The sequence below is a fragment of the Streptomyces thermocarboxydus genome, assembly GCF_024760485.1.
Classification (GTDB): domain Bacteria; phylum Actinomycetota; class Actinomycetes; order Streptomycetales; family Streptomycetaceae; genus Streptomyces; species Streptomyces cellulosae.
Genome location: NZ_CP058273.1, coordinates 2,039,080 through 2,061,080 on the forward strand (window position 1 = coordinate 2,039,080; position 22,001 = coordinate 2,061,080).

Annotated in this window: 20 protein-coding genes and 2 pseudogenes; 13 read left to right on the plus strand and 9 right to left on the minus strand. The window is 74.4% G+C overall.

Annotation, left to right across the window (positions count from 1 at the left end; all coding sequences use genetic code 11):
• Nucleotides 1–11: 11 nt before the first annotated feature.
• Nucleotides 12–581, minus strand: a complete 570-nt coding sequence (locus AY578_RS09515) for a Uma2 family endonuclease (protein WP_258907296.1) — start codon at nt 579–581, stop codon at nt 12–14.
• A gap of 172 nt (nt 582–753) precedes the next feature.
• Between AY578_RS09515 and AY578_RS09520 the strand changes: the two genes are divergently transcribed.
• The 4 genes from AY578_RS09520 to eda all read left to right on the plus strand — a co-directional run bounded on the left by AY578_RS09520 (nt 754) and on the right by eda (nt 3,669).
• Nucleotides 754–1,509, plus strand: coding sequence for a MerR family transcriptional regulator (locus AY578_RS09520; RefSeq protein WP_258902263.1), 756 nt, complete (start codon nt 754–756; stop codon nt 1,507–1,509).
• Nucleotides 1,506–2,144 (plus strand): hypothetical protein, encoded by a 639-nt coding sequence (locus AY578_RS09525; RefSeq protein ID WP_258902264.1) that lies wholly within the window; start codon nt 1,506–1,508, stop codon nt 2,142–2,144. Before AY578_RS09520 ends, AY578_RS09525 begins: the two co-directional genes overlap by 4 nt.
• A 27-nt stretch (nt 2,145–2,171) precedes the next feature.
• Complete coding sequence (gene yaaA, locus AY578_RS09530; protein WP_215188694.1) at nt 2,172–2,954, plus strand: peroxide stress protein YaaA; 783 nt, start codon at nt 2,172–2,174, stop codon at nt 2,952–2,954.
• A 64-nt stretch (nt 2,955–3,018) separates the two neighbouring features.
• Nucleotides 3,019–3,669 carry a bifunctional 4-hydroxy-2-oxoglutarate aldolase/2-dehydro-3-deoxy-phosphogluconate aldolase gene (eda, locus tag AY578_RS09535; RefSeq protein WP_020699996.1) on the plus strand — a complete coding sequence of 217 codons (651 nt, stop codon included), beginning with the start codon at nt 3,019–3,021 and terminating at the stop codon, nt 3,667–3,669.
• A gap of 202 nt (nt 3,670–3,871) precedes the next feature.
• Here the strand turns inward: eda and AY578_RS09540 are convergent, their stop codons facing one another.
• Genes AY578_RS09540 through AY578_RS09550 form a run of 3 tightly spaced genes read right to left on the minus strand, consistent with a single transcriptional unit; the run spans nt 3,872 to nt 6,820 of the window.
• The gene (locus AY578_RS09540) at nt 3,872–5,194 is read right to left on the minus strand and encodes a bifunctional RNase H/acid phosphatase (protein WP_136237844.1); all 1,323 of its coding nucleotides are present in this window, start codon (nt 5,192–5,194) and stop codon (nt 3,872–3,874) included.
• Nucleotides 5,195–5,219: 25 nt separating this feature from the next.
• A complete protein-coding gene (locus tag AY578_RS09545; protein WP_078504488.1) occupies nt 5,220–5,963 on the minus strand; it encodes a zinc ribbon domain-containing protein in 744 nt (247 codons plus the stop codon).
• Nucleotides 5,960–6,820: a Nif3-like dinuclear metal center hexameric protein gene (locus AY578_RS09550; RefSeq protein WP_028959772.1), complete on the minus strand. Its 861-nt coding sequence runs from the start codon at nt 6,818–6,820 to the stop codon at nt 5,960–5,962. Before AY578_RS09550 ends, AY578_RS09545 begins: the two co-directional genes overlap by 4 nt.
• Before the next feature lie 212 nt (nt 6,821–7,032).
• Between AY578_RS09550 and AY578_RS09555 the strand changes: the two genes are divergently transcribed.
• Together AY578_RS09555 and AY578_RS09560 are read left to right on the plus strand one after the other, a co-directional pair.
• On the plus strand, nt 7,033–8,265 hold the full coding sequence (locus AY578_RS09555; RefSeq protein WP_258902265.1) for a hypothetical protein: 1,233 nt from the start codon (nt 7,033–7,035) through the stop codon (nt 8,263–8,265).
• A 97-nt stretch (nt 8,266–8,362) separates the two neighbouring features.
• Nucleotides 8,363–8,521, plus strand: coding sequence for a hypothetical protein (locus tag AY578_RS09560; protein WP_019522460.1), 159 nt, complete (start codon nt 8,363–8,365; stop codon nt 8,519–8,521).
• Nucleotides 8,522–8,689: 168 nt separating this feature from the next.
• Here the strand turns inward: AY578_RS09560 and AY578_RS09565 are convergent, their stop codons facing one another.
• Nucleotides 8,690–9,553, minus strand: a complete 864-nt coding sequence (locus AY578_RS09565) for a MaoC/PaaZ C-terminal domain-containing protein (RefSeq protein ID WP_019522461.1) — start codon at nt 9,551–9,553, stop codon at nt 8,690–8,692.
• Nucleotides 9,554–9,792: 239 nt separating this feature from the next.
• Between AY578_RS09565 and AY578_RS09570 the strand changes: the two genes are divergently transcribed.
• Nucleotides 9,793–10,935, plus strand: coding sequence for a sensor histidine kinase (locus tag AY578_RS09570; protein WP_019522462.1), 1,143 nt, complete (start codon nt 9,793–9,795; stop codon nt 10,933–10,935).
• Nucleotides 10,936–10,979: 44 nt separating this feature from the next.
• A pseudogene (locus AY578_RS33825) lies at nt 10,980–11,594 on the plus strand (response regulator).
• 531 nt (nt 11,595–12,125) lie between these two features.
• On the opposite strand, the pseudogene AY578_RS09580 reads toward AY578_RS33825, so the two are convergent.
• Nucleotides 12,126–13,515, minus strand: a pseudogene (locus AY578_RS09580) (MFS transporter); the annotation flags it as partial.
• A gap of 230 nt (nt 13,516–13,745) precedes the next feature.
• On the opposite strand from AY578_RS09580, the gene AY578_RS09585 reads away from it, so the two are divergent.
• From AY578_RS09585 to AY578_RS09605, 5 genes are all read left to right on the plus strand, one after another.
• Nucleotides 13,746–15,482 (plus strand): MFS transporter, encoded by a 1,737-nt coding sequence (locus tag AY578_RS09585; protein WP_136239396.1) that lies wholly within the window; start codon nt 13,746–13,748, stop codon nt 15,480–15,482.
• A 139-nt stretch (nt 15,483–15,621) separates the two neighbouring features.
• Nucleotides 15,622–16,281 carry a class I SAM-dependent methyltransferase gene (locus tag AY578_RS09590; protein WP_258907299.1) on the plus strand — a complete coding sequence of 220 codons (660 nt, stop codon included), beginning with the start codon at nt 15,622–15,624 and terminating at the stop codon, nt 16,279–16,281.
• A 9-nt stretch (nt 16,282–16,290) separates the two neighbouring features.
• Nucleotides 16,291–17,262 (plus strand): N-acetylmuramoyl-L-alanine amidase, encoded by a 972-nt coding sequence (locus AY578_RS09595; RefSeq protein ID WP_136239395.1) that lies wholly within the window; start codon nt 16,291–16,293, stop codon nt 17,260–17,262.
• 160 nt (nt 17,263–17,422) lie between these two features.
• Nucleotides 17,423–18,235 (plus strand): DUF5336 domain-containing protein, encoded by an 813-nt coding sequence (locus tag AY578_RS09600; RefSeq protein ID WP_026243453.1) that lies wholly within the window; start codon nt 17,423–17,425, stop codon nt 18,233–18,235.
• 110 nt (nt 18,236–18,345) lie between these two features.
• Nucleotides 18,346–18,639 (plus strand): hypothetical protein, encoded by a 294-nt coding sequence (locus AY578_RS09605; protein ID WP_052183280.1) that lies wholly within the window; start codon nt 18,346–18,348, stop codon nt 18,637–18,639.
• A gap of 19 nt (nt 18,640–18,658) precedes the next feature.
• Here AY578_RS09605 and AY578_RS09610 read toward each other — a convergent pair whose 3' ends face one another.
• From AY578_RS09610 to AY578_RS09620, 3 genes are read right to left on the minus strand one after another with little or no spacing between them, the layout of a single operon-like run.
• The gene (locus AY578_RS09610) at nt 18,659–19,762 is read right to left on the minus strand and encodes a prenyltransferase/squalene oxidase repeat-containing protein (protein WP_136239394.1); all 1,104 of its coding nucleotides are present in this window, start codon (nt 19,760–19,762) and stop codon (nt 18,659–18,661) included.
• Nucleotides 19,759–20,499, minus strand: a complete 741-nt coding sequence (locus tag AY578_RS09615) for a class I SAM-dependent methyltransferase (protein ID WP_019522471.1) — start codon at nt 20,497–20,499, stop codon at nt 19,759–19,761. Before AY578_RS09615 ends, AY578_RS09610 begins: the two co-directional genes overlap by 4 nt.
• A complete protein-coding gene (locus AY578_RS09620) occupies nt 20,493–21,980 on the minus strand; it encodes a glycosyltransferase family 4 protein (RefSeq protein WP_258902266.1) in 1,488 nt (495 codons plus the stop codon). Before AY578_RS09620 ends, AY578_RS09615 begins: the two co-directional genes overlap by 7 nt.
• Nucleotides 21,981–22,001 lie beyond the last annotated feature (21 nt).

The window sequence follows — 22,001 nt, forward strand, 5'->3', positions numbered from 1 at the left end:
CTTTCAGGGGATCAGAGGAAGTCGGCGGTGTCCAGGTCGAAGGCGAAGGGTTCGGGGAGAGTGAGGGGCTTGCCCAGGGGGCGGGTGCGGTGCTCCCGGTACTCGTCGCCCTCCGGGTCGCCGAACAGCGTGATCGAGGAGGTCTCGCGGTCGACGAGGAGGTACAGGGGGATGCCGCCCCGCGCGTAGCACCGGCGCTTGGTCTCGCGGTCCGCCTGCGGCGTGGTGGAGGTCACCTCCACCACCATCGCCACGCCGTCGCAGGGCATCCACGAGTCGGCGCCACGGTAGAGACGCAACTCGGTGGGCGCGAAAGTGCCGTCCGGGATGACGTGGTTCTTCGGGCAGGCGCCGCTGCTCTTCAGCTTCAGTCCCTTGTTGCCGCTGAACTGCATGTCGGTACGGGACTGTCTGATCACCTGCGTGACGATCAGCCCGATGTAGTCCTCGTGGTCCCCGTCCGGCGGCGGCGTCACGACGATCTCACCCTCGATCAACTCCGCCCGGAAGCCCTCCGGGGTGTCCAGGGCGAGGAACCCCTCCAGCAGGACGTCCGCCTGCGAGATCGGTTCGTGGGCCATTGCCGTCACGTCGCGCCCCTCCTTCGGTCGCTCGCCGGACTGGACCATCGGGTGATCACCTGACCGTGGAATCGGGAACCGTTCCCTCGATCGTGGCACACGATCACGGCCCCCGTCGGGCGCCACAGCGTTCCCTTGACCCTGCCGCGACGTCAACGTTTCTACTGAGGGCATGCGGATCGGAGAGCTGGCCGCGGTGGTCGGGGTGACCACGCGGGCCGTGCGGCACTATCACCATCTCGGGCTGTTGCCGGAGCCGGAGCGGCTCGGGAACGGGTACCGGGACTACACCCTGCGGCACGCCGTCGTGCTGGCGCGGATCCGGCGGCTGACCGAGCTGGGGCTCGGGCTCGCCGAGGTGCGGGACGTACTCGCGGACGACGCGGGCAAGGATCTCGCCGAGGTGCTGGCGGAACTGGACGAGGACCTGGCCCGGCAGGAGGAGGCGATCCGGGAGCGGCGGGCGCGGCTGCGGACGCTGCTGGAGTCGGAGGGCGGGACGGCCGCCGAGGGGCCGGTCTCGCCGGAGCTGGCCGCGCTGTTCCGGGACACCGCCCACCTGACCGACTCCCCCATGGCCGCGAAGGACCGCGAGATCCTCGCCTTGTTCGAGACCTCCGCGCCGCCGGAGGAGCGGAAGCGGCTGATGGGGTTGATGAGCGGGGTCGTCGACGCGCCGGGCGGGGCGGAGCGGGCCATGGCCGTGTACCGGCTGCTCGACGAACTCGAAGGCGCCGGTACCGACGATCCGCGGGTCGACGAGGCCGCCCGTGCGCTCGCGGAGTGCGTACCGGCCGAGTTGCTGCCCGAGGACGCCGTCCTCGACGAGAGCAACAGCTTCCTGGCCGCCCTGTACGCGGACTTCGCCCCCGCCCAGGCGGAGGCCTTCCGGCGGGCGCTGCGGATCGTCGCGGAGGGGCGGGCATGAGCCGGCGGACGGAGGGAGAGGGCGCGGTGGGGGCGGCGGTGCGCGTGGGGTGGGCGCTGGTGCGGCACGAGGCGCGGCTGATGGCGAGCCTCGCGCTGTGGCTGGCGCGGCGGACGCACGGGACGGGCGGAGGCAGGGCGTTCGGGTACGCGCGCGGGGAGGCGGCCATGATGTTCGGCTTCGCGTTCGTGTGCGTCGTGGAGACGGTCGCGATGTCCGCGCTGCTGGCCGGCTGGCCGACGGTGCACGCGGTCGTGCTGTTCCTGGACGTCTACACCGTCGTCCTCGTCGTCGCCCTGTACGCCGCCTCCGTCGTACGCCCGCACGTCGTCACCCCCGACGGGCTGCGGGTGCGGCGGGCCGTCCACGTGGATCTGCGGATACCGCGGGAGCGGATCGCGTCCGTCCGGCGTGAGCTGCGGATGACGCACACCGAGGCGGACGGCGAGCTGAACCTCGCCGTCGGTTCGCGGACGACCGTGACGGTGGAGCTCGCCGAGCCGGTCGGGCACCGGTCGTTCTTCGGACGCGAACGGCACGTGCGCGTGGTCCGGTTCCACGCCGACGACGCCGACGGGCTGGTACGGGCGCTCACCTCCGCCCCTCAGGGGCCCGCGGGTCACGCCGTACCCTGACAGGCGAGCTCGAACGAAGGAGTACCTGTGCTTGTCCTGCTGCCGCCGTCCGAAGGCAAGGCCGCTTCCGGCCGCGGTGCCCCGCTGCGGACGGAGTCCCTGTCGCTGCCGGGACTGAACGCCGCGCGGGAGGAGGTCCTCACCGAGCTGGTCGACCTCTGCGGCGGTGACGAGGACAAGGCGCGAGACGTGCTCGGGCTGAGCGAGGGCCTGCGGGGCGAGATCGCGAAGAACCGTGAGCTGCGCACCGCCGGGGCCCGTCCGGCCGGGGAGATCTACACCGGCGTGCTGTACGACGCCCTCGACCTGGCCTCGCTCGACGCGGCGGCGAAGCGGCGGGCGGCGAAATCGCTGCTGGTGTTCTCCGGGCTGTGGGGCGCGGTCCGGGTGACCGACCCTATTCCCTCGTACCGCTGCTCGATGGGGGTCAAGCTGCCCGGTCTGGGCGCGCTGGGCGCGTACTGGCGGGCGCCGATGGCGGACGTGCTGCCGGAGGCGGCGGGGTCGGGGCTGGTCCTCGACCTGCGCTCGGCGGCGTACGCGACGGCGTGGAAGCCGAAGGGCGAGGTGGCCGGGCGGACGGCGACGGTCCGTGTGCTGCACGCGCCGACCCGGAAGGTGGTCAGCCACTTCAACAAGGCGACCAAGGGCCGGATCGTACGGAGCCTGCTGACGGCCGGCGCCGCGCCGAAGGACCCGGCGGAGCTGGTGGAGGCGCTGCGGGACCTCGGGTACGTGGTGGAGGCGGCGGCGCCGGCCCGCGCGGGGGCGGCCTGGGCGCTGGACGTACTCGTGGACGAGGTGCACTGACCTCGCGTTGCACTGTCTGCAACGACCTTTGCGCAGGATGCGCGTCGACGGCAGGATGAGCGCCATGAACGCTCCTCTGCCGTCGTCCGGCGTGCCCGCTGCCCCCTTCTCGGTGCTCGAACTCGCTCCCGTGGTGCCCGTGGTCGTGGTCGAGGACGCCGCCGACGCCGTGCCGCTGGCGCGGGCGCTGGTGGCGGGCGGGCTGCCCGCGATCGAGGTGACGCTGCGGACCCCGGCCGCAGCGGACGCGATCCGGGCGATCGCCGCGGAGGTGCCGGGCGCCGTGGTCGGCGCGGGGACGGTCCTGACGCCGGAGCAGGTGACCAACGCGGTGGCGGCCGGGGCGCGGTTCCTGGTCAGTCCGGGGTGCACGGACGCGCTGCTGACGGCGGCGCGGGCGGCCGGGGTGCCGTTCCTGCCGGGGGTGTCCACGGCGTCGGAGGTGATGGCGCTGCTGGAGCGCGGGGTGCGGGAGATGAAGTTCTTCCCGGCGCGGGCGGCCGGCGGCACGGCGTATCTGAAGTCCCTGGCGGGACCGCTTCCGCAGGCCCGCTTCTGCCCCACCGGGGGGATCGGCCCGGAGACCGCCCCGGAGTATCTGGCACTGCCCAACGTGGGCTGTGTCGGCGGGAGTTGGATGCTGCCGGAGGACGCGGTGGCCGCCCGCGACTGGGACCGCGTGGAGCGCCTGGCGCGGGAGGCGGCGGCGCTGTAGTCCCGTCCGGGGCCTTGCGTCGGATCACCCCGGCATCGCGGGCCCGGCGCGTACTCGCCCACTGCCCTGCACGGTGTGGGCGGCGCAGGAGCGGCGTACCGTCGCTGTCGCTGTCGCTGTGCCCGCGAGGAACCCGCTCGGGTCGGCCGGAGACGGACCGCGTCACGTCCCGCAGCCGGCGGGTCGCGGACGACAGGCGGCCCTACCGCAGGTGCGACGTGTCGTTGAACAGCCGCACGCTCGCGTTGCCGTCGGCGTAGTACGCCACGGCGGACAGCGAGGCGGCGGAGAGTTCCATGCGGAACAGCGCCTCGGGCGGGGCGCCCAGGGCGAGCCGGATCAGGGTCTTGACCGGGGTCACGTGCGTGACCAGCAGGACCGTGCGGCCCCGGTACTCCGCGACCAGCTTGTCGCGGGCCTCCGCGACCCGGGCCGCGGTCGCCGCGAAGCTCTCGCCGCCCCCGGTGGGTTCGGCGTCCGGCGACGCCAGCCAGGCGTCCAGGTCCTCGGGGTACCGCTCGCGCACCTCGCCGAAGGTGAGGCCTTCCCAGGCGCCGAAGTCGGTCTCCCGCAGCCCGTCCTCGACGGCCACGTCGAGCCCGAGCCGGGCGGCGACGATGCGCGCGGTCTCGCGGGTGCGGGCGAGGGGTGAGGCGACGACCGCCTGCACGGTGCCGCGCCGGGCGAGCGCGGCGGCCACCTTCTCGGCCTGCTCGCGCCCGATGTCGGAGAGGGAGGGATCGCTGCCCCCGCTGCCGGAGAACCGCTTCTGCGGGGTGAGCGGCGTCTCGCCGTGCCGCAGCAGCACGAAGGTGGCCGGCGCGCCCATGTCGGCGGGCCCCCACCCGGAGGAAGGGGTGGCCATGGCCTGTGCGGCCCGCCGGTCGGCGTCGGCAGACGCTTCCTCACCGGCTCCGGTGCCGTCGTCCCGCGTGGGGGCACCCCTGGTCGCGGCTTCGTCCTCCGCCACGGCGCCCCCGGCGGACGCCGGCGCCTCCCGCACCCGCGCCGTCCCGGCCGCCGCGTCCCCGGGCGGACCCTCAGGCACCGGTACGACCGGGGCAGCCGGCGGGGTGTCCAGGTCGGCAAGGCTGTCCGCAGGCGACCAGGCCTCCCCCCGGGCGCCCGCGTCCATCGCCTCGTTCGCCAAGCGGTCGGCGTGGGCGTTGCGTTCGCGCGGGATCCACTCGTAGGTGACCCGGTCCGGCGGGAAGACCGTCGCGGCTTCCGCCGCCAGCGGCTTCATCGCCGGGTGCTTGATCTTCCAGCGGCCCGACATCTGCTCGATGACGAGCTTGGAGTCCATGCGGACGTGGACCCGGGCGTCCGGGTCCAGTTCGCGGGCGGCGCGCAGGCCGGCCAGCAGGCCCCGGTACTCGGCGACGTTGTTGGTGGTGACGCCGATGTACTCGGCGGCCTCCGCCAGGGTCTCCCCCGTCGCCGCGTCGCTCACCACGGCCCCGTACCCGGCGGGTCCGGGATTGCCCCGTGACCCGCCGTCCGCCTCGACGACGAACTCCCGCATCGGACTCGATCCCCTGCCGTAGGTCCTACAGTCCCGACTCCGCCGTACGGACCAGGATGCGGCGGCAGTTCTCGCAGCGCACCACGGTGTCCGGGGCGGCGGCGCGGACCTCGTTCAGCTCGGTGATGGCGAGCTCCTGACGGCAGCCCTGGCAGGTGCGGGCGTACAGCTTGGCCGCGCCGATGCCGCCCTGCTGCTCGCGCAGCTTGTCGTACAGGCTGAGCAGCGCGGCCGGCACGGAGGCGGCGACGACCTCGCGCTCCTTCGTCACCGACGCGGTCTCGCCGTCGATCTGCTCCAGCGCCGCGTCCCGGCGGGCGGTCGCGTCGTCGATCCGGCCCTGGACGGAAGCGACGCGCTCGGTCAGTTCGGCGACCCGCTCCTGGGCGGACTCGCGGCGCTCCATGACCTCGAGGACGACGTCCTCCAGGTCGCCCTGGCGCTTGGCGAGGGAGGCGAGCTCGCGCTGGAGGTTCTCCAGGTCCTTGGGCGAGGAGACGGCGCCGGAGTCGAGGCGCTTCTGGTCGCGGGCGGCGCGCTGGCGCACCTGGTCGACGTCCTGCTCGGCCTTGGTCTGCTCGCGCGCGCAGTCGCTCTCCTCGGTCTGCGCGGCGACGAGCAGGTCGCGCAGCTGGGCGAGATCCCGGTTCAGGGACTCGATCTCGGCGTGCTCCGGGAGCGACTTCCGCTTGTGCGCGAGCTGCTGGAGGCGGACGTCGAGGTCCTGGACGTCGAGAAGTCGGATCTGGTCGGCGGGCTCGGCGTTCAGTTGGGGGCTCCAGATGATTCGGTGGTGGCTCGGGACGACGCCGCGTGGGCGGTCCAGGGGTCGGTGACCGTGCGCGAGACATGGACCCTGAGGTCCCAGCCATGACGGTCGGAGATCTCGTCGAGCTGGGCGGCGGCCAGCTCGCACCAGGGCCACTCGGTGGCCCAGTGCGCCGCGTCGAGCAGCGCGAGAGGACTGTGGGCGCGGGCTTCCGACGCCGGGTGGTGGCGCAGGTCCGCGGTGAGGAAGGCGTCCACGCCGGCCGCCCGGACGTGGTCGAAGAGGCTGTCGCCGGAGCCGCCGCTGACGGCGACCGTCCGCACCGGCGCCTCGGGGTCGCCGGCGACACGGATGCCCTGCGCGGTGGCCGGAAGCCGCTCGGCGGCGCGGGCCGCGAACTCACGCACGGTGAGCGGCGCGTCCAACTCGCACACGCGGCCCAGTCCCCGCCGCCCCTCGGGGTCGGAGGGGTCCGGTACCAGCGGCCGTACGACCCTGAGGCCGAGCGCGCCGGCGAGGGCGTCGGAGACTCCCGGGTCGGCGGTGTCGGCGTTGGTGTGGGCGACGTGCAGGGCGATGTCGTTCTTGATGAGTGTGTGCACCACGCGGCCCTTGAAGGTGGAGGCCGCGACGGTGGTCGTGCCGCGCAGGTAGAGCGGGTGGTGCGTGACCAGCAGACCGGCGCCGAGCTTCACGGCCTCGTCGACGATCTCCTGGACCGGGTCGACGGCGAACAGGACGCGCGTGACCTCCTGGTCCGGGTCGCCCACGACGGTGCCGACCGCGTCCCAGGACTCGGCCCGCTCGGCGGGCCACAGGTTGTCCAGCGCGGCGATGACTTCTGACAGACGGGGCACGCCGCCAAGGCTACCTGCCCCTTTCGCACGGCAGTACCGGATACGGGTACCGCCGCGACGCCCGCCGGGGAGAGCGCCGCACCCGCGGAGCACAGTCCCCGCCCTTCCTCAGCAGAATCGTTCCTGGAGCACCCTTACGTGTGAAGCGTGCCCCTCCGCTCCGCCGCCTCCGTCCGCGAAAACTACCGTTCGTCACCGGAGGTGACCGAAAGATGACGGTCTGCGCCATCGAACCTGCGGCGGCACACGAGAACGGAGCGGGACGGGCGGGCTGCACCATCACCGCGGACGGCTGCTACGCCGCCCGCCTGGCCCTCGCCGGCGACTCCCCGTTCCCGGAGCGCTGGACCCTGGACGGCCCCGAGCCGTACGCGGTGCCGCTCCCCGGCAACCAGCCCGAGGAGCCCGGCACCGAGGTGCAGCCCCTCGCCGACGGCCGGGTCCTCATCCACCGGCTGGTGGACGGGCGGCACGCCTTCTCCCTGCTGTACCCGACCGGCCCGGGCACCGGCGAGCTGCCGCTCGGCACGGTCGACCGCCCCGGCGACGGAACCCGGCTGCGGCTGCTGCCCCCGGCCCCGGACGGCCGCCGCGCGTACGCCCTCGCCGCGGGCCGGCACGGCGCGACGGTGTGGCTGGTGGCGGGCGGCGCGTCCGGGCCCGAGCGGGTCGCGGAGATCCCCGGCGGCTGCTCGGGCGGGGCGTGGCTGGACCGCGAGGGGCGGATGCTCGCCCTGGACCGGGAGTCGGGCGGACGCACCAAGTCGGTGGTGGTGGACCTCGGACGCGGCGGCGAGGTGTCGCCACTGCTGCAGATCGCCCCCGGCAGCGACGACCGGGTGCTGCTCGCCGACCCGGACAGCGGCCTGCTGCTGATCCGCTCGGACGCGCCCTCCCCGGGGGAGCCGCGGCTGGGCTGGGGCGTGCTGGGCAGCACGCTGCCCGTGCGGTTCCCCGAGTGCCTGCGGCTGCCGGACCGCACGGTGACGCCGTTCGCGGTGCAGCCGGGGCAGATGCTGACCCCGGAGGGGTGCGCGGTGGCGCTGCACGTGGAAGGGGCGGACGGCGCCGGCTGGATCGGGCTGTGGCGTCCCGCCGAGCGGCGCGTCCACCACGTCCCGGCCCCGGCGGGCTGGCTGACCGGCACGGGACTGTGGACGGCGGACGGGGTGCTGCGGCTTCCGTACTCCACCGGCGCGGTGCCGTGCGGGGTGGCGGCGCTGACGATGCCGGACGAGGAACGGCGGCAGGAGGACGGCTCCCGGGACGCCGCCGCGGCGGCCGCGGAACCGCCGTCCCCGCACGACGAGCCCGGCAAGCAATACGACAGTCAACTACCCACCAGTAAAACGGAGATGACGGTTCATCATCTGAACTCCCTGGCAGACGTGCCGCGTCCCGTGCCGCTTCAGCAAGCGCCCCTCGGACGGCTTGTAACGAACTAGTGGCGGTTGGCGTGGCCGCCTGGATCCGGGGTGCGGTGGGCCGGTTAGACTCGCCCGGCTGTAGGAAAGATCATGTTTACGGGGTGAATTCCTTCCGATGAGCGACGTCATCACGCACGAGCCGCGGCCCGTCGAGCACGAGCAGGCCGCCGCGGGTCACGGCAGGCACCGGGGACCGGTCTCCACGCAGGAGACGGAGACGTCCCCGCGCGGCCGGCACCGCAAGCCGGCCCAGGAGAACGACCGCGGGGAGTAGACCGCCGCCGGCCCCGGCCGGCCGGTCCCGCCCTCCGCGGGTGGACGGAACGCACGGCCCCGACCGTCGTACGACGGTCGGGGCCGTCGCCGTCTCCCCCCCCCGTCCTCAGCCGGCGGTGAACTCCCCCGTCGGTCCTCCCCCGTCGGTGAACTCCCCGGTCGGTCCTCACCCGTCGGTGAACTCCACCGTCGCGCCCGCCAGTACGGGCGCGTCCCCGCGTTCCACCGCGCCCACGGCCACCCGCACGGCGCCGTCCCCGCGCCACATCCGGATCCGCAGCGTCTCCCCCGGGTACGTCACTCCGGCGAACCGCGCGGTCCAGGAGCGGACGCGGGTGACGTCGCCGTCGAGGAGCGTGTCGACGACCGCCTTGAGGGTCATGCCGTAGGTGCACAGTCCGTGCAGCAGGGGGCGGTCGAAACCGGCGCGGCGCGCGAACTCCGGGTCGGCGTGAAGGGGGTTGAGGTCGCCGGTGAGGCGGTAGAGCAGCGCCTGGTCCTCCCGTACGGGACGCTCGACCGTGAGGTCGGGGGCGCCCCGCTCCTCCGGCGCGCCCGCCGAGGGCCCGCGCTCGCCGCCCCAGCCTCCCTCGCCGCGTACGTACACCTGCGCCTCGGCCGTCCACAGCGGGCCGTCCGCGTCGACGGCGTCGCTGCGCAGGACCAGCACCGCCGCCTTGCCCTTGTCGTGCACGGCGGTGATGCGGTCGGTGCGGGTGGCGGCGGCCCGCACGGGCAGGGGGCGGTGCACGCGGAGCGACTGGCCGCCGTGCAGCACGCGCGCGAGGTCCACGTCGACGCCGGGCATGGACAGGGCCGCGATCACCCCGGGCGGCCCGCCGCCCGCGACGGTGGCGAAGCTCGGCAGGACGTGGAGGCGGGACTCGAGGGTGTAGCGCAGTTCGCGGGGGTCCGTGGCGGGGACGCCGGCGCCGATGCCGAGGTGGTAGAGCTGGACGTCCTCGGGGGTCCAGGAGATCTCGGTGGTGCGGGGCGCGGCGGCGAGCGCGCGGGCGGTGTCGACGGGCATGTCGCTCCTGATCGCGGGGGTGGTCCGGACCCTGTATAGCCCGGCGCGCGGCGTCGGGTCAGCTGCCGGACCCGGGACATCCGTACCGGTGCGGAGCGTACGGACGGCTCTGTCGGCGGGTGCCGGGCCGGGCCTACCGTCGACAGGGACGCACCCGGCCGGGTGCGGCACACCGGACGGACGACGGCAGCCGGGCCTGTGACGGTCGCCGGCCGTACCGACGACACGGGGGCATCGACATGACGACCACCTGCGAGACGTCCACGGAGACCCGCCGCGGGCGCGGACCGGGCCTCGGCCATCCGCGGCTGCTGCCCTGGCTGCTGCTCGCGATGGGCGCGTTCTCCAACCTCTTCCAGGGGACCACGCCGAACCCGTGGGTCGGGGGCGCGGGACTGCTGGCGTTCAACTCCGTGTACGTCTTCCTGGCGTTCACCACGCACCCGTGCGGCGGCCGGGACGCGGTGACCCGGCGGGTGGCGCTCGGTCTGCTGGCCGCGGTGACCTGCGCGCTCGCCGTCGCCTACGGCGGGGACTGGCTGCTGTACTTCCCGCTGCTGGGGCTGGCGACGGGCGTGGTGCTGCGCGGGCGGCCGCTGCTGGCCGTGGGCGCCGTGGTGACGGCGGTCGGGGGCGGGGTGGCCTGGTACCACGACGGCTGGGCCGGCCTCGACATCCTCTACGCGACCGCCGTCTCCGCGCTGGTGACGGCGACGATCGTGCGACTGGCGGACACCGTGCGGGAGTTGCGGGAGGCGCGGCGGGAGCTGGCGCGGCGGGCGGTGGAGGAGGAGCGGCTGCGTTTCTCGCGCGACCTGCACGATCTGCTGGGGCACACCATGTCGGTGATCGTGGTCAAGTCGGAGGCGGCCAGGCGGCTGGTGCCGCTCGACACCGAGGCCGCGCTGGCGCAGGTCACGGACATCGAGGCGGTCGGCCGGCAGGCGCTCACGGAGATCCGGGAGGCCGTGACGGGCTACCGGGAGGGCAGCCTGGACACCGAACTGGACCGCGCCCGCTCGGCCCTCGCCGCGGCCGGCGTCGTCCCCGTGGTGCGCCGCTCGGGCCCGGCCCCGGGGCCGCGTACGGAGGTGCTGCTGGGCTGGGTGGTCCGTGAGGCGGTCACCAACGTCGTACGGCACAGCGGGGCGCGGCGCTGCGAGATCGTGATCGAGGCGGACGGGGAGCGGGCCCGGCTGACCGTCACGGACGACGGTGACGGCACCCGGGCGGACGGGGGCGCGGACGGCACGGGCCTGCGCGGGCTGGCCGAGCGGCTCGCGGCGGCGGACGGGACGCTGGGGACGGGCCGGGGTGACGGCGGGGGGTTCGAGGTCGTGGCGGAGCTGCCGGTGCGGGAGCCGGCGGCGGCAGCGGTCTGAGCGGGCGTGCGGGTCGTCACCGCGCGGGTGCGTACGCTGCCGACGTGAACGAGAAACCGGTCCGTGTGCTGCTCGCGGAGGACCAGGGGATGATGCGCGGCGCACTCGCGCTGCTGCTCGGGATGGAACCCGACATCGAGGTCGTGGCGCAGGTCGGCACCGGGGACGCGATCGTGGACGCGGTCCTCACGCACCGTCCGGACGTGGCCCTCCTCGACATCGAACTGCCGGGCCTGAGCGGTCTGGACGCGGCGGCGGAGCTGCGCGAGCGGGCGCCGGGGTGCCGGGTGCTGATCCTGACGACGTTCGGCCGGCCCGGCTATCTGCGGCGGGCGATGGACGCGGGAGCGGCGGGCTTCCTCGTCAAGGACGGCCCGGTGGAGGAACTGGCCACGGCGGTGCGCCGGGTGCTCGCCGGGGAGACGGTGGTCGACCCGGGCCTGGCCGCGGCGGCGCTCAGCGCGGGCCCGAGCCCGCTGACGGCCCGCGAACGGGACGTGCTGCGGGAGTCGGCGGGCGGCGCGACGGTCGCCGACATCGCCGCCCGCTCCACCTCTCCGAGTCGACGGTCCGCAATCACCTGTCGTCGCGATCGGCAAGACGTCCACCGCAACCGCACGGAGGCCCTGCACGAGGCGCGGCAGCGGGGATGGCTGTGACGCGGGGGCGGCGCCGCCTGGCGGCGCCCACCCGGCGCACGGCCCGGTCTGCCGCGCGACGCCCACGGGGCGATGGCGGCGCGCGGCCGGCCCGCCGGTCGGTCCCGCCGTGCGGCCGAGCAACCGCCCTCGCTGCCCCCGTCACCACGCCGCCGACAGCCGTGCGAGCCGGCCCGGGGCAGAGCCCGCCGAACCGGTGCGGCGCGGCGCGCGCCGCCGGGGTGGCGGCAAGGCGCCGGACGGCCCGCCCACCGGCCCGGCGTCACAACCCGCCCGGCTTCGGCACGACGCCCGCGAGGGCGCGTCGGCCGAGCGCGGCGCGCACGGCACGGTGGCGTGGGAACGCCGGCGTGGTCACAAGCGGCGCGACGCCGAGGGCTGGGCACGGCTCCGCCGCGTCGGCGGCCGCGCACCGCCCCCGGTCCGAACCGCGGGTTCACCCCGTCTGCACCGCCCGTCCCGAACCGCGGTTTCACCCCCGTCTGCACCGCCCGTCCCGAACCGCGGGTTCACCCCGTCTGCCCCGCCCTGCCGTGTCCGCGGCAGCCACGCCCACATGAGCAGCGCTCCCGCCGCCAGGACGACGGCCCCGTGGTGAAGACCAGGGCGTAGCCCTCGGTCAGCGCCTGGGTTGTCCACCCCGTTCGTGCGGGCGCCGCGATCGTGGCCATGACGGCCAGGCCGAGGGAGCGCCCATCGTGCGGGAGTGTTGACCAGGCCGGCGACCAGGCCGGCCTCCTCGGGGCCGCGCCCGACGTGGCGAGGGAGGCCAGCGGGTGCCGGCGGAGGCCCGCGCCGAGCATCATCAGGACGCCCGGGATCATGATCGCGGTGAGGTAGCCGCCGTCCGCGGTCATCGTGGACTGCCAGGCGAAGCCGCCGTCGCGACGAGCGTGCCGAGCACGGCCACCGCGCGCGGTTCCGTCGCCGCATCAGCCGGGGGCGACCTTGGAGCCGACGATCACGGCGACCGAGCTGGGCACCAGGGCGAGTCCGGCGTGCAGCGGGGGTAGCCGAGGACGTTCTGCGCGTACAGGGTCATGAAGAACCACATGCAGAACATCGCGGAGCCGCTGAGGAACATGGCGACGTTGGCGGAGGCCACCGACGGATCCTCAGCAGGCCGAGCGGCATCAGGGCCTTGGCGCGGGCCTCGGCGAGCAGGAACAGGCGACGAGGGCGAGCCCGCGCACAGCGGCACCACGGTGGACGCGCCGTCCAGCGGCGCCTCCGTCTGGGAGACCCCGTACGCCAGGGTCGCGAGGCCCGCCGTGACGAGGAGCGCGCGGGCAGGTCGAGCGGCGGCCCGTCCCCGGCGCGGCTCTCGGTGATCCAGCGGGCGCCGCGGCCAGCACGACCGCGCCGACCGGCACGTTGATCAGCAGCACCCAGCGCCAGGACAGCGCCTCGACGAGCAGCCCGCCGACCCGCCCGCCGCGCCGCCGCCCGCGCCGACGGCGGTCCAGGTGGCGATGGCGCGGGCGCGCGCCGCGCCCTCGGGGACCGCCGAGGTGACGAGGGTGAGCGTGGAGGGCGCGAGGACGGCCGCCCCGAGCCCCTGCACGGCCCGCGCGACCAGCAGGTGCCAGCCCTCCTGGGCGAGCCCGCCGGCCAGCGAGGCCAGGGTGAACAGCCCGAGCCCGACGAGGAACATGCGCTTGCGCCCGTAGAGGTCGCCGGCCCGGCCGCCGAGCAGCATGAAGCCCGCGAACGCGATGGAGTACGCGTTGACCACCCACTGCAGGCCCTGCTCGTCCAGCCCGAGGCCGCCGCGTACGGACGGCAGCGCCACGTTGACCACGGAGATGTCGAGGACGACGAGAAACTGGCCGGCGCAGGCGAGCGCCACCACCAGCCAGACGGGCGGTGCGGTGCGGACGGGGGCGCGGGTGGTGTCGGGGGCTTCGAGCATGAAGGTCATGCTCTCAACCGCCGTGCGCGGGCCGCATCGGCATTTCGTCCGATCTTCGTCTCCTCCCTCGGACCGGCCCCCGGACGAGGGGCACCCGCTTCGCGGCCGGACGGCCGGTCTGCGGAGGCCCAAGGAAAGGTCAAGAAATCGTTAGAGGTCCAAAACAACGGAATAGTTGCCTCGGCGCACGGGGTTCAGGGTCCACGTACCTTGCCGTTCGGCCCCCTGGAGGACCCTTCATGACACAGACGACGCCCGTCCGTCCCTCCGGCAGAGCGGGCGCGGCGGTGGTCCCCGTCCTCGCCTTCGCGGGCATCGTCGTCGCGGTGATGCAGACCCTGCTGGTCCCGGTGATCAAGGACCTGCCGCAACTGCTGGACACCGCGCCCGCCGACGCCACCTGGGTCCTGACCTCGACCCTGCTGTCGGGCGCCGTGGCCACCCCGATCATGGGACGGCTCGGCGACCTCTTCGGCAAGCGGCGGATGCTGGTCGTCAGCCTCGCCGTGATGGTGGTGGGCGCGCTGGTCAGCGCGGCCACCAGCGATCTGCTGGTGATGATCGCCGGCCGTACGCTCCAGGGCTTCGCGATGGGCGCGATACCGCTGGGCATCGGCCTGATGCGGGACATGCTGCCGCGCGAGCGCCTGGGCTCCGCGATGGCGCTGATGAGTTCGTCCATCGGCGTCGGCGGCGGTCTGGCGCTGCCCGCCGCCGCGCTGGTCGCCCAGCACACCGACTGGCACGCCCTCTACCTGGGCGCGGCCGGACTCGGCCTGATCGCCATCGCCCTCACCCTGGCCGTCGTGCCCGAGTCGCCGCTGCGCGCCAAGGGCTCCTTCGACCTGCCCGGCGCGCTGGGGCTGACCGCCGGGCTGCTGCTGTTCCTGCTGCCCGTCTCCAAGGGCAGCGACTGGGGCTGGACGTCCGGCACCACGCTGGGCCTGTTCGGCGCGGCGGCCGTGGTGCTGCTGCTGTGGGGTCTGATGGAGCTGCGGGTGAGCGCCCCGCTGGTGGACCTGCGCACCACGGCCCGCCGTGAGGTGCTGCTCACCAACCTCGCCTCGATCATGGTCGGCGTCTCCTTCTTCGTCGTCTCCCTGGTCCTCCCCCAGCTGCTCCAGCTGCCCACCGCGTCGGACGGGCTCGGGCAGTCGATGGTCGTCGCGGGTCTGTGCGTGGCCCCGCTGGGCCTGACGATGATGTTCACGGCGCCGGTGTACGCGCGGCTGTCCTCCCGGTACGGCCCGAAGACCACGCTGATCATCGGCCTGCTGGTGATCGCGGCCGGGTACGGCGGCGGGCTCGGGCTGATGAGCGCCGCCTGGCAGACCGTGGTCACCTCGGTGGTGCTCGGCGCGGGCATCGGACTCGCGTACTCCTCGCTGCCCGCGCTGATCGTCGGCGCGGTCCCGGCCTCGGAGACCGGCGCGGCGAACGGCCTCAACACGCTGATGCGCTCCATCGGCACGTCGGTGTCCAGCGCCGTGATCGGCATGGTGCTGGCGAACACCGCGAACGTGGTGGGCGGGGCCGCGGTGCCGACGCTGCACGGGTTCCGCGTGTCGTTCGGGATCGCCACGGCGGCGGTGGTCGTCGGCCTGGTGCTGGCCCTGTTCCTGCCCGGCCGGCGTCCGTCGGTCCGTCCGCAGCTGCGGGCGAGCAGCGAGGAGGAGGCGAACCTGGAGCGTGCGCGGGAGGCGCTGCGCGGCTTCCGGGGCCGGGTGCTGGACGCGTCCGGCGCGCCGGTGGCCCGCGCCCGGGTCACCCTCATCGACCGGCACGGCCGCCGCGCGGGCGCCACGGTCTCCGCGGCCGACGGCACCTACGCCGTCGCGGTCCCGGCCCACGGCCCGTACGTCCTGGCCGCCCGCGCCCCGGGCCACGGCCCCCTCGCCGCCCCGGCGACCCACTCGGGCGGCACGTACAGCGTCGACGTGGATCTGTCCCTGCCGTCGGAGACGGTCACGGCGTGACGGACCGGGGGTGCCGCCCGTGACGCACCACGGGCGGCACCCTCCTGCAGCTCCCGGCACCCCCCTGCGCCGCCCCCGCCGCGACTACGGCAGCATGGCCCCCGTGGAGACATCTGTGACCTGCGGAGAGGCGGCCCCCATGGTGAAGGCGCCGGAGCCCGCGATGCTGGACGCGTTCGAGGCGGCGAAGGGGTTCATGCCGCTCGACGAAGGGCTCGCCCTGTACGCCGCCGCCGTCGAGGCCGGACGGCTGGGGCTGCCGCTGCTGGAGATCGGGACGTACTGCGGCCGCTCCACGATCCTGCTCGCGGACGCGGCCCGCGCGGCCGGGGTGACCGCGCTCACCGTGGACCACCACCGGGGCAGCGAGGAGCAGCAGCCGGGCTGGGAGTACCACGACCCGGAGACGGTCGACCCGGAGCTGGGGGTGATGGACACCCTGCCCACCTTCCGGCGGACCCTGCACCGGGCCGGTCTGGAGGAGCACGTGGTGGCGCTGGTGGGCCGGTCCCCGCAGATCGCCGCCCTGTGGGCGCGCCCGCTGGGCCTGGTGTTCGTCGACGGCGGCCACACCGACGAGCACGCGGGCGCCGACTACGAGGGCTGGGCCCCGCACGTCGCCGAGGGCGGGCTGCTCGTCATCCACGACGTCTTCCCCGACCCGGTGGACGAGTTCACCGGACAGGCCCCGTACCGGGTGCACCAGCGCGCACTGGCGTCCGGGGAGTTCACGGAGGTCTCCGCCACGGGGTCGCTGCGCGTCCTGCGCCGTACGGGTGCGGCCGCCGCGCACCGTTAGGGTGGCTGCGTGGTGTACACAGGTCCCGACTTCGATCCGCCCCCGCAGCGGCGCTCCCGCCGTGGTCCGCTGACCGTGGCGCTCGCCGCGCTCGTCTGCGGCGGGCTGCTCGGCTGGGGCGTGTACGCGGCCACGGGCTCCACGGACGACAAGGGCGCGGAGGCCGGGGGTTCCCCGTCGGCCGCGCCCCGCACGCCGTCGCCCGCCGCCTCCTCCCCCACCGGCGGGAGCGCCTCCCCGTCCGCGGGGGACGAGGAGTCGTCCCCCGCCCCGCGGACGCCCTCCGCGTCCGCGCCCGCCGCGGCCGGCCCGCTCAAGGGCAAGGTCGTCGTCATCGACCCGGGGCACAACCCGACGAACGTCAAGCACACGGCGGAGATCAACCGTCAGGTGGACGTCGGCACGCACCGCAAGGAGTGCGACACCACCGGCACCTCCACCAACGACGGTTACGCGGAGGCCGAGTTCACCCTGGACGTCGCCCACCGGATGCGCGCGATCCTGCGGAAGCAGGGCGCGACGGTGAAGCTGACGCAGGACCGCGACCGCCCGTTCGGGCCGTGCGTGGACGAGCGGGCCCGGATCGGCAACGCGGCGAAGGCCGACGCGGTCGTCTCGATCCACGCCGACGGCTCCGGCGCCGGCAACCGCGGCTTCCATGTGATCCTGCCCGGTCCGGTGAACGCCGGAGAGGCGGACACCCGCGCCGTCGTGGAGCCTTCGCGCGAGCTCGGGGAGCGCATCGCGGGCAACTTCGTGCGTGTGACCGGCACCGCGCCGTCCAACTACATCGGCGACGGCACCGGACTCGTCACGCGGAAGGACCTGGGCGGTCTCAATCTGTCAACGGTTCCGAAGGTGTTCATCGAGTGCGGGAACATGCGCGATAGCAAGGACGCGGCGCTGCTGACCAGCGGCGCCTGGCGGCAGAAAGCGGCGCAAGGGATTTCCGAGGGAATCGTGAGCTTCCTGCGCGGGTAGGGATCAGCCCACTGATCCGGGCGGACAGCCCGATCCGGCGGACGATAGTGTCGTCCGTACGATCAGGGGCCACCCCCGCGCTTCGCACCGGACCCTACGGGGGCCATCCGGTGACAGCGACGCCTCTTCCGACGACGAGACGACCTACGAAGGACCTGAAGTGAATATCCGCTCCCTCACTCGAGGCGACGGCGTGGTGATCGGAGCAGCCGTACTGCTGTTCATCGCGTCGTTCCTCGATCTGTACTCGGTCGAAGGCGCCCCGGACAGCGTGGACTTCCCCAGCCTGTGGGCGAGCGGTCCGGTGCTCCTGAGCGTGGTGCTGGCGGGCCTCATCGCCGCGGCCCTGATCGTCGTCGCCCGGGGTCTGCCGCAGGCGCCGAAGGTCGCGGGTCTGGACCTGGCTCCGTTCGGTGTGGCCCTCGCGGTGTTCGCCGCCTGGAGCGCGCTGGGCAACGTCTTCGACCCGGCCGGCGGCATCGACAACTTCGAGGGCGGCGGCGACGGCCCCGACGCGGGCCTCGGCCTGATCCTCGCGCTCGTCGCCACGCTGGTCATGGCGGCCGCCGCCGTGGCCACGCCGCTGGTGCCGGCGCTCAAGGGCGCGCTGCTCCCGGCCGCCCGTCCCGCCGCCCCGCAGCAGCCGTACGGCGCGCAGCCGCCCGGCGGTTACGGCTACCCGGGCGCCCAGCCGGCGTCCTTCGGCGGCGGCCAGCCGGGCCAGCCGTACGGCGGTCAGCCGCAGCAGGGCCAGCCGGCCGCGCCGCCCGCCGCGGACTTCTCGCCGTTCTGGTTCGCCGTGCCGGTGCCGCGTCCGCTGTTCCCCGAGGACGGCTCGCCCACCCCGATCGCCGAACTCGCCCCGGGCACCTGGTACCTGGCGGTGGAGCAGCGCGGCCAGGCGCTGGTCGCGCAGACGCAGGACGGCCGTCGCGGCGTCCTTCAGGACACGTCGGGCATCCAGCGCGGCTGAGCCCCCGCCCCGTCGTCGACGGCCTCTCGCCCTGCCGGGCGGGGGGCCGTTCGCGTGCGGCCGGCGAACGGGGCCGGTTTCAAGCGGGCGTTCGGGGCCAGACGGAGTTCATGTCCCCTCGATATCGCTCTGGTTCCACCTCCGCGGGGACGGTCATCGCGGTGATCGCGGACGTCATGGCCGTCATCCTCGGACTGTGGATTCTGATGTACCTGCTGGACGCCAACCGCGCCAACGACCTGGTGCGGTTCGTCCATGACGCGGCCGACTGGCTGGCAGCCTGGTCGCGTGACCTGTTCACGTTCGACGAGGAGTGGGCGCGGGTCGTCTTCGGCTACGGACTCGCCGCCGTGGTCTACCTGTTCGTCGGCCACGCGATCGCCGGCCGGCTGCGCCGCCACTGACGCGTACGAGCCCTGCGGTTCAGGCGTCCGGGCAGCAGTCCGGGTCCATGCCCTTCGGCAGCTGTTCCCCGCCGAAGACCGCGCAGGTCGGCTCGTGTCCGCCGAGGGCGGCGACGGCCAGCAGCAGCGAACCGGCCGTCCAGGTGGTCAGCTCGCGCGGCCATATGGCGTCGTCCTCGAAGACGTAACCCGTCCAGTACAGGCCGCTCTCCGGATCGCGCAGGTGCTGGATCGACTGGAGCACCTCCAGCGCGCGGTCGGACTCGCCCGTCGCCCAGAGCGCCAGGGCGAGTTCTGCCGACTCGCCGCCCGTCACCCACGGGTTGGGCACCACGCAGCGCACCCCGAGGCCGGGCACGACGAACCGCTCCCAGCCCTCGTCGATGCGCTCCCGCGCCTCGGCGCCGGTCAGCGCGCCGCCGAGCACCGGGTAGTACCAGTCCATCGAGTAGCGGTCCTTGTCCAGGAACCGCTCCGGGTGGCGCCGGATGGCGTGCCGCAGCGCGCCGACGGCCAGCTCCCAGTCGGGCTGGGGCTCCTCGCGCTGCTCGGCGATCGCCAGGGCGCAGCGCAGGGCGTGGTGCACGGAGGAGGAGCCGGTGAGCAGCGCGTCCGAGGCGGGTGTGCCGTCGTCGTCGCGCCGCCAGCCGATCTGCCCGCCGGGCTGCTGGAGCCGCAGCACGAACTCCACGGCCGCGGACACGGTGGGCCACATGCGGTCCAGGAAGGTGTCGTCGCCGGTGGCGAGGTAGTGGTGCCACACGCCGACCGCGATGTAGGCGACGAAGTTGGTCTCCCGGCCCCGGTCGGTGACGTCGTCCGGGTCGCCGTCGGCGTAGGCCGCGTACCAGGAGCCGTCGTCCAGCTGGTGCCGGGCCAGCCACAGGTAGGCCCGTTCGGCCGCTTCGTGCTCGTCCGCCGTGTCCAGCGCCATCGCGGCCTCGACGTGGTCCCACGGGTCGAGGTGGTGACCGCGGAACCACGGGATCGCGCCGTCCTCCCGCTGCACCGCGAGGATGCCGGCGACGGTCTGCGCCGCCTCCTCGGGCGTCAGCACGCCCGTGAGGACGAGGTGTTCGGAGCTGGGCGTGCGGGGGTCGCCGGCCGACCGGGAGGTCGTCACGTGGCGTCCGCCTCGGCGCGCGGCAGGTGCGGCTTGGTCGCGTAGGCGACGAAGCTCTTGCCGATCACCGGGTTGAGCGCCCGCTCGGCGACCCGGGTGGCCAGCGGCTTCTTCATGATGTCCCAGACGAGCAGCTTGTGGTATGCGCGCACCGGCAGCGCCTTGTCGTTGTCGACGCCGAACGCGCACTTCAGCCACCAGTACGGCGAGTGCAGGGCGTGGGCGTGGTGGGTGCCGTAGGGGCGCAGGCCGGCCTCGCGGATCTTGGCGAGGAGTTCGTCCGCCTTGTAGATGCGGATGTGGCCGCCCTCGACCTCGTGGTAGGCGTCGGACAGGGTCCAGCAGACCTTCTCCGGGCCGTAGCGCGGGACGGTGATCGCGATGCGGCCGCCCGGCTTGAGCACGCGCACCATCTCGGCGAGCACGCCCTTGTCGTCGGGGATGTGCTCCATCACCTCGGAGATGATGACGACGTCGAAGGACTCGTCGGGGAAGGGCAGGGCGAGGGCGTCGCCCTCCATGGCGGTGGCGGTGGCCCCCGCGGGCGCCTCACCGGCCTCCTTCATCGCCGCGAACCACTTGGCGACCTCGCGGATCTCCTCGCCGTTCTGGTCCAGCGCGACGACCCGCGCGCCGCGCCGGTAGCACTCGAAGGCGTGCCGTCCGGCGCCGCAGCCGAGGTCCAGGACGCGGTCGCCCGGGGCGAGCGGGAACCGGGAGAAGTCGACGGTCAGCACGTGGCCCTGCTTTCACGGTCGGAGGTGTCGGCCGCGGTCACGGGTACGCCGCCCGTGTCCGCGAGAGCGTCGGGGACGAGGTCGAGGTCCACGGGCGCGGGGGCCTGCGGGACGGGGGCCTTCGGGGCGGGGGCCTTCGGGGCGGGGGCCTTCGCTCGCACGGGGGCGCCCCGGCGGGCGCGGGCGGTCTCGATGGCCTCGCGGTAGCGGGCCACGGTGCCCTCGGCGGCGCGCGCCCAGGTGAAGTTGGCCAGCACACGGTCGCGTCCGGCGGCGCCGAGACGGGCGCGCAGTTCGACGTCGCCGAGGAGGCGGGTGAGCGCGGCGGCCAGGGCGCCGGCGTCGCCGGGCGGCACGGCCAGGCAGGTCTCCCCGTCGCGTCCGGCGACCTCGGGGATGGCGCCGCCGGTGGTGGCGACGAGCGGGGTGCCGGTGGCCATGGCCTCGGCGGCCGGGAGGGAGAAGCCCTCGTAGAGCGACGGCACGCAGGCGACCTGCGCGGAGCGCACCAGGTCGACGAGCTCCGCGTCGGAGATGCCCTTGACGAACTCGACGGCGCCTTCGAGGCCGTAGCGCTCGATCGCCTGGGCGACGGGGCCCTCGGCGGGGCGCTTGCCGACCACGACGAGGTGGGCGTCGGGCTGTTCGGCGCGCACCTTGGCGAGCGCCTCGGCGAGGAAGACGAGGCCCTTCAGCGGCACGTCGGCGCTGGAGGTGGTGACGATCCGGCCGGGGACGACCGCGACGGACGGGTCCGGGGAGAACAGGTCGGTGTCGGCGCCGATATGGACGACGTGGATGCGGTCGGGCCGTACGGCGAGGTCCTCGACGATCTCCGCGCGGGAGGAGCCGGAGACGGTGAGCACGGACGGCAGCCGGCGCGCGACGCGCTTCTGCATGCGGGTGAACGCGTACCAACGGCGCACCGACGCGCGGCGCTTCCAGTCCTCGGCGGCGTCCAGTTCGAGGCGGCGGTCCACCGTGATGGGGTGGTGGATGGTCGTCACCAGGGGGGCGCCGAGGTCGCCGAGCAGGCCGTAGCCGAGGGTCTGGTTGTCGTGGACGACGTCGAAGTCGCCGCGGCGGGCGCGCAGATGGCGGCGGGCGCGCAGCGAGAACGTCAGCGGCTCGGGGAAGCCGCCGGTCCACATGGTGCCGACCTCGAGGGCGTCGATCCAGTCGCGGTACTCGTCGCGTTTCGGGGTGCGGAAGGGGTCCGGCTGCCGGTAGAGGTCGAGGCTGGGCAGCTCGGTCAGGCTCAGCCCGTCGTACCCCTCGTCGAGCACCGGGTAGGGCTGGGCGCCGATGACCTCGACGCGGTGCCCCAGCCGGGCCAGTTCGCGGGAGAGGTGGCGCACGTAGACGCCCTGGCCGCCGCAGAACGGGTTTCCCTTGTACGTGAGGAGCGCGATGCGGAGCGGTCGCGAGCCGTCGGATGCGGGGCCTGCCGAGGGCCCGGCCTGACTGGCCTCAGCGGTCACTCTGGGACCCCCTTCTCCCTG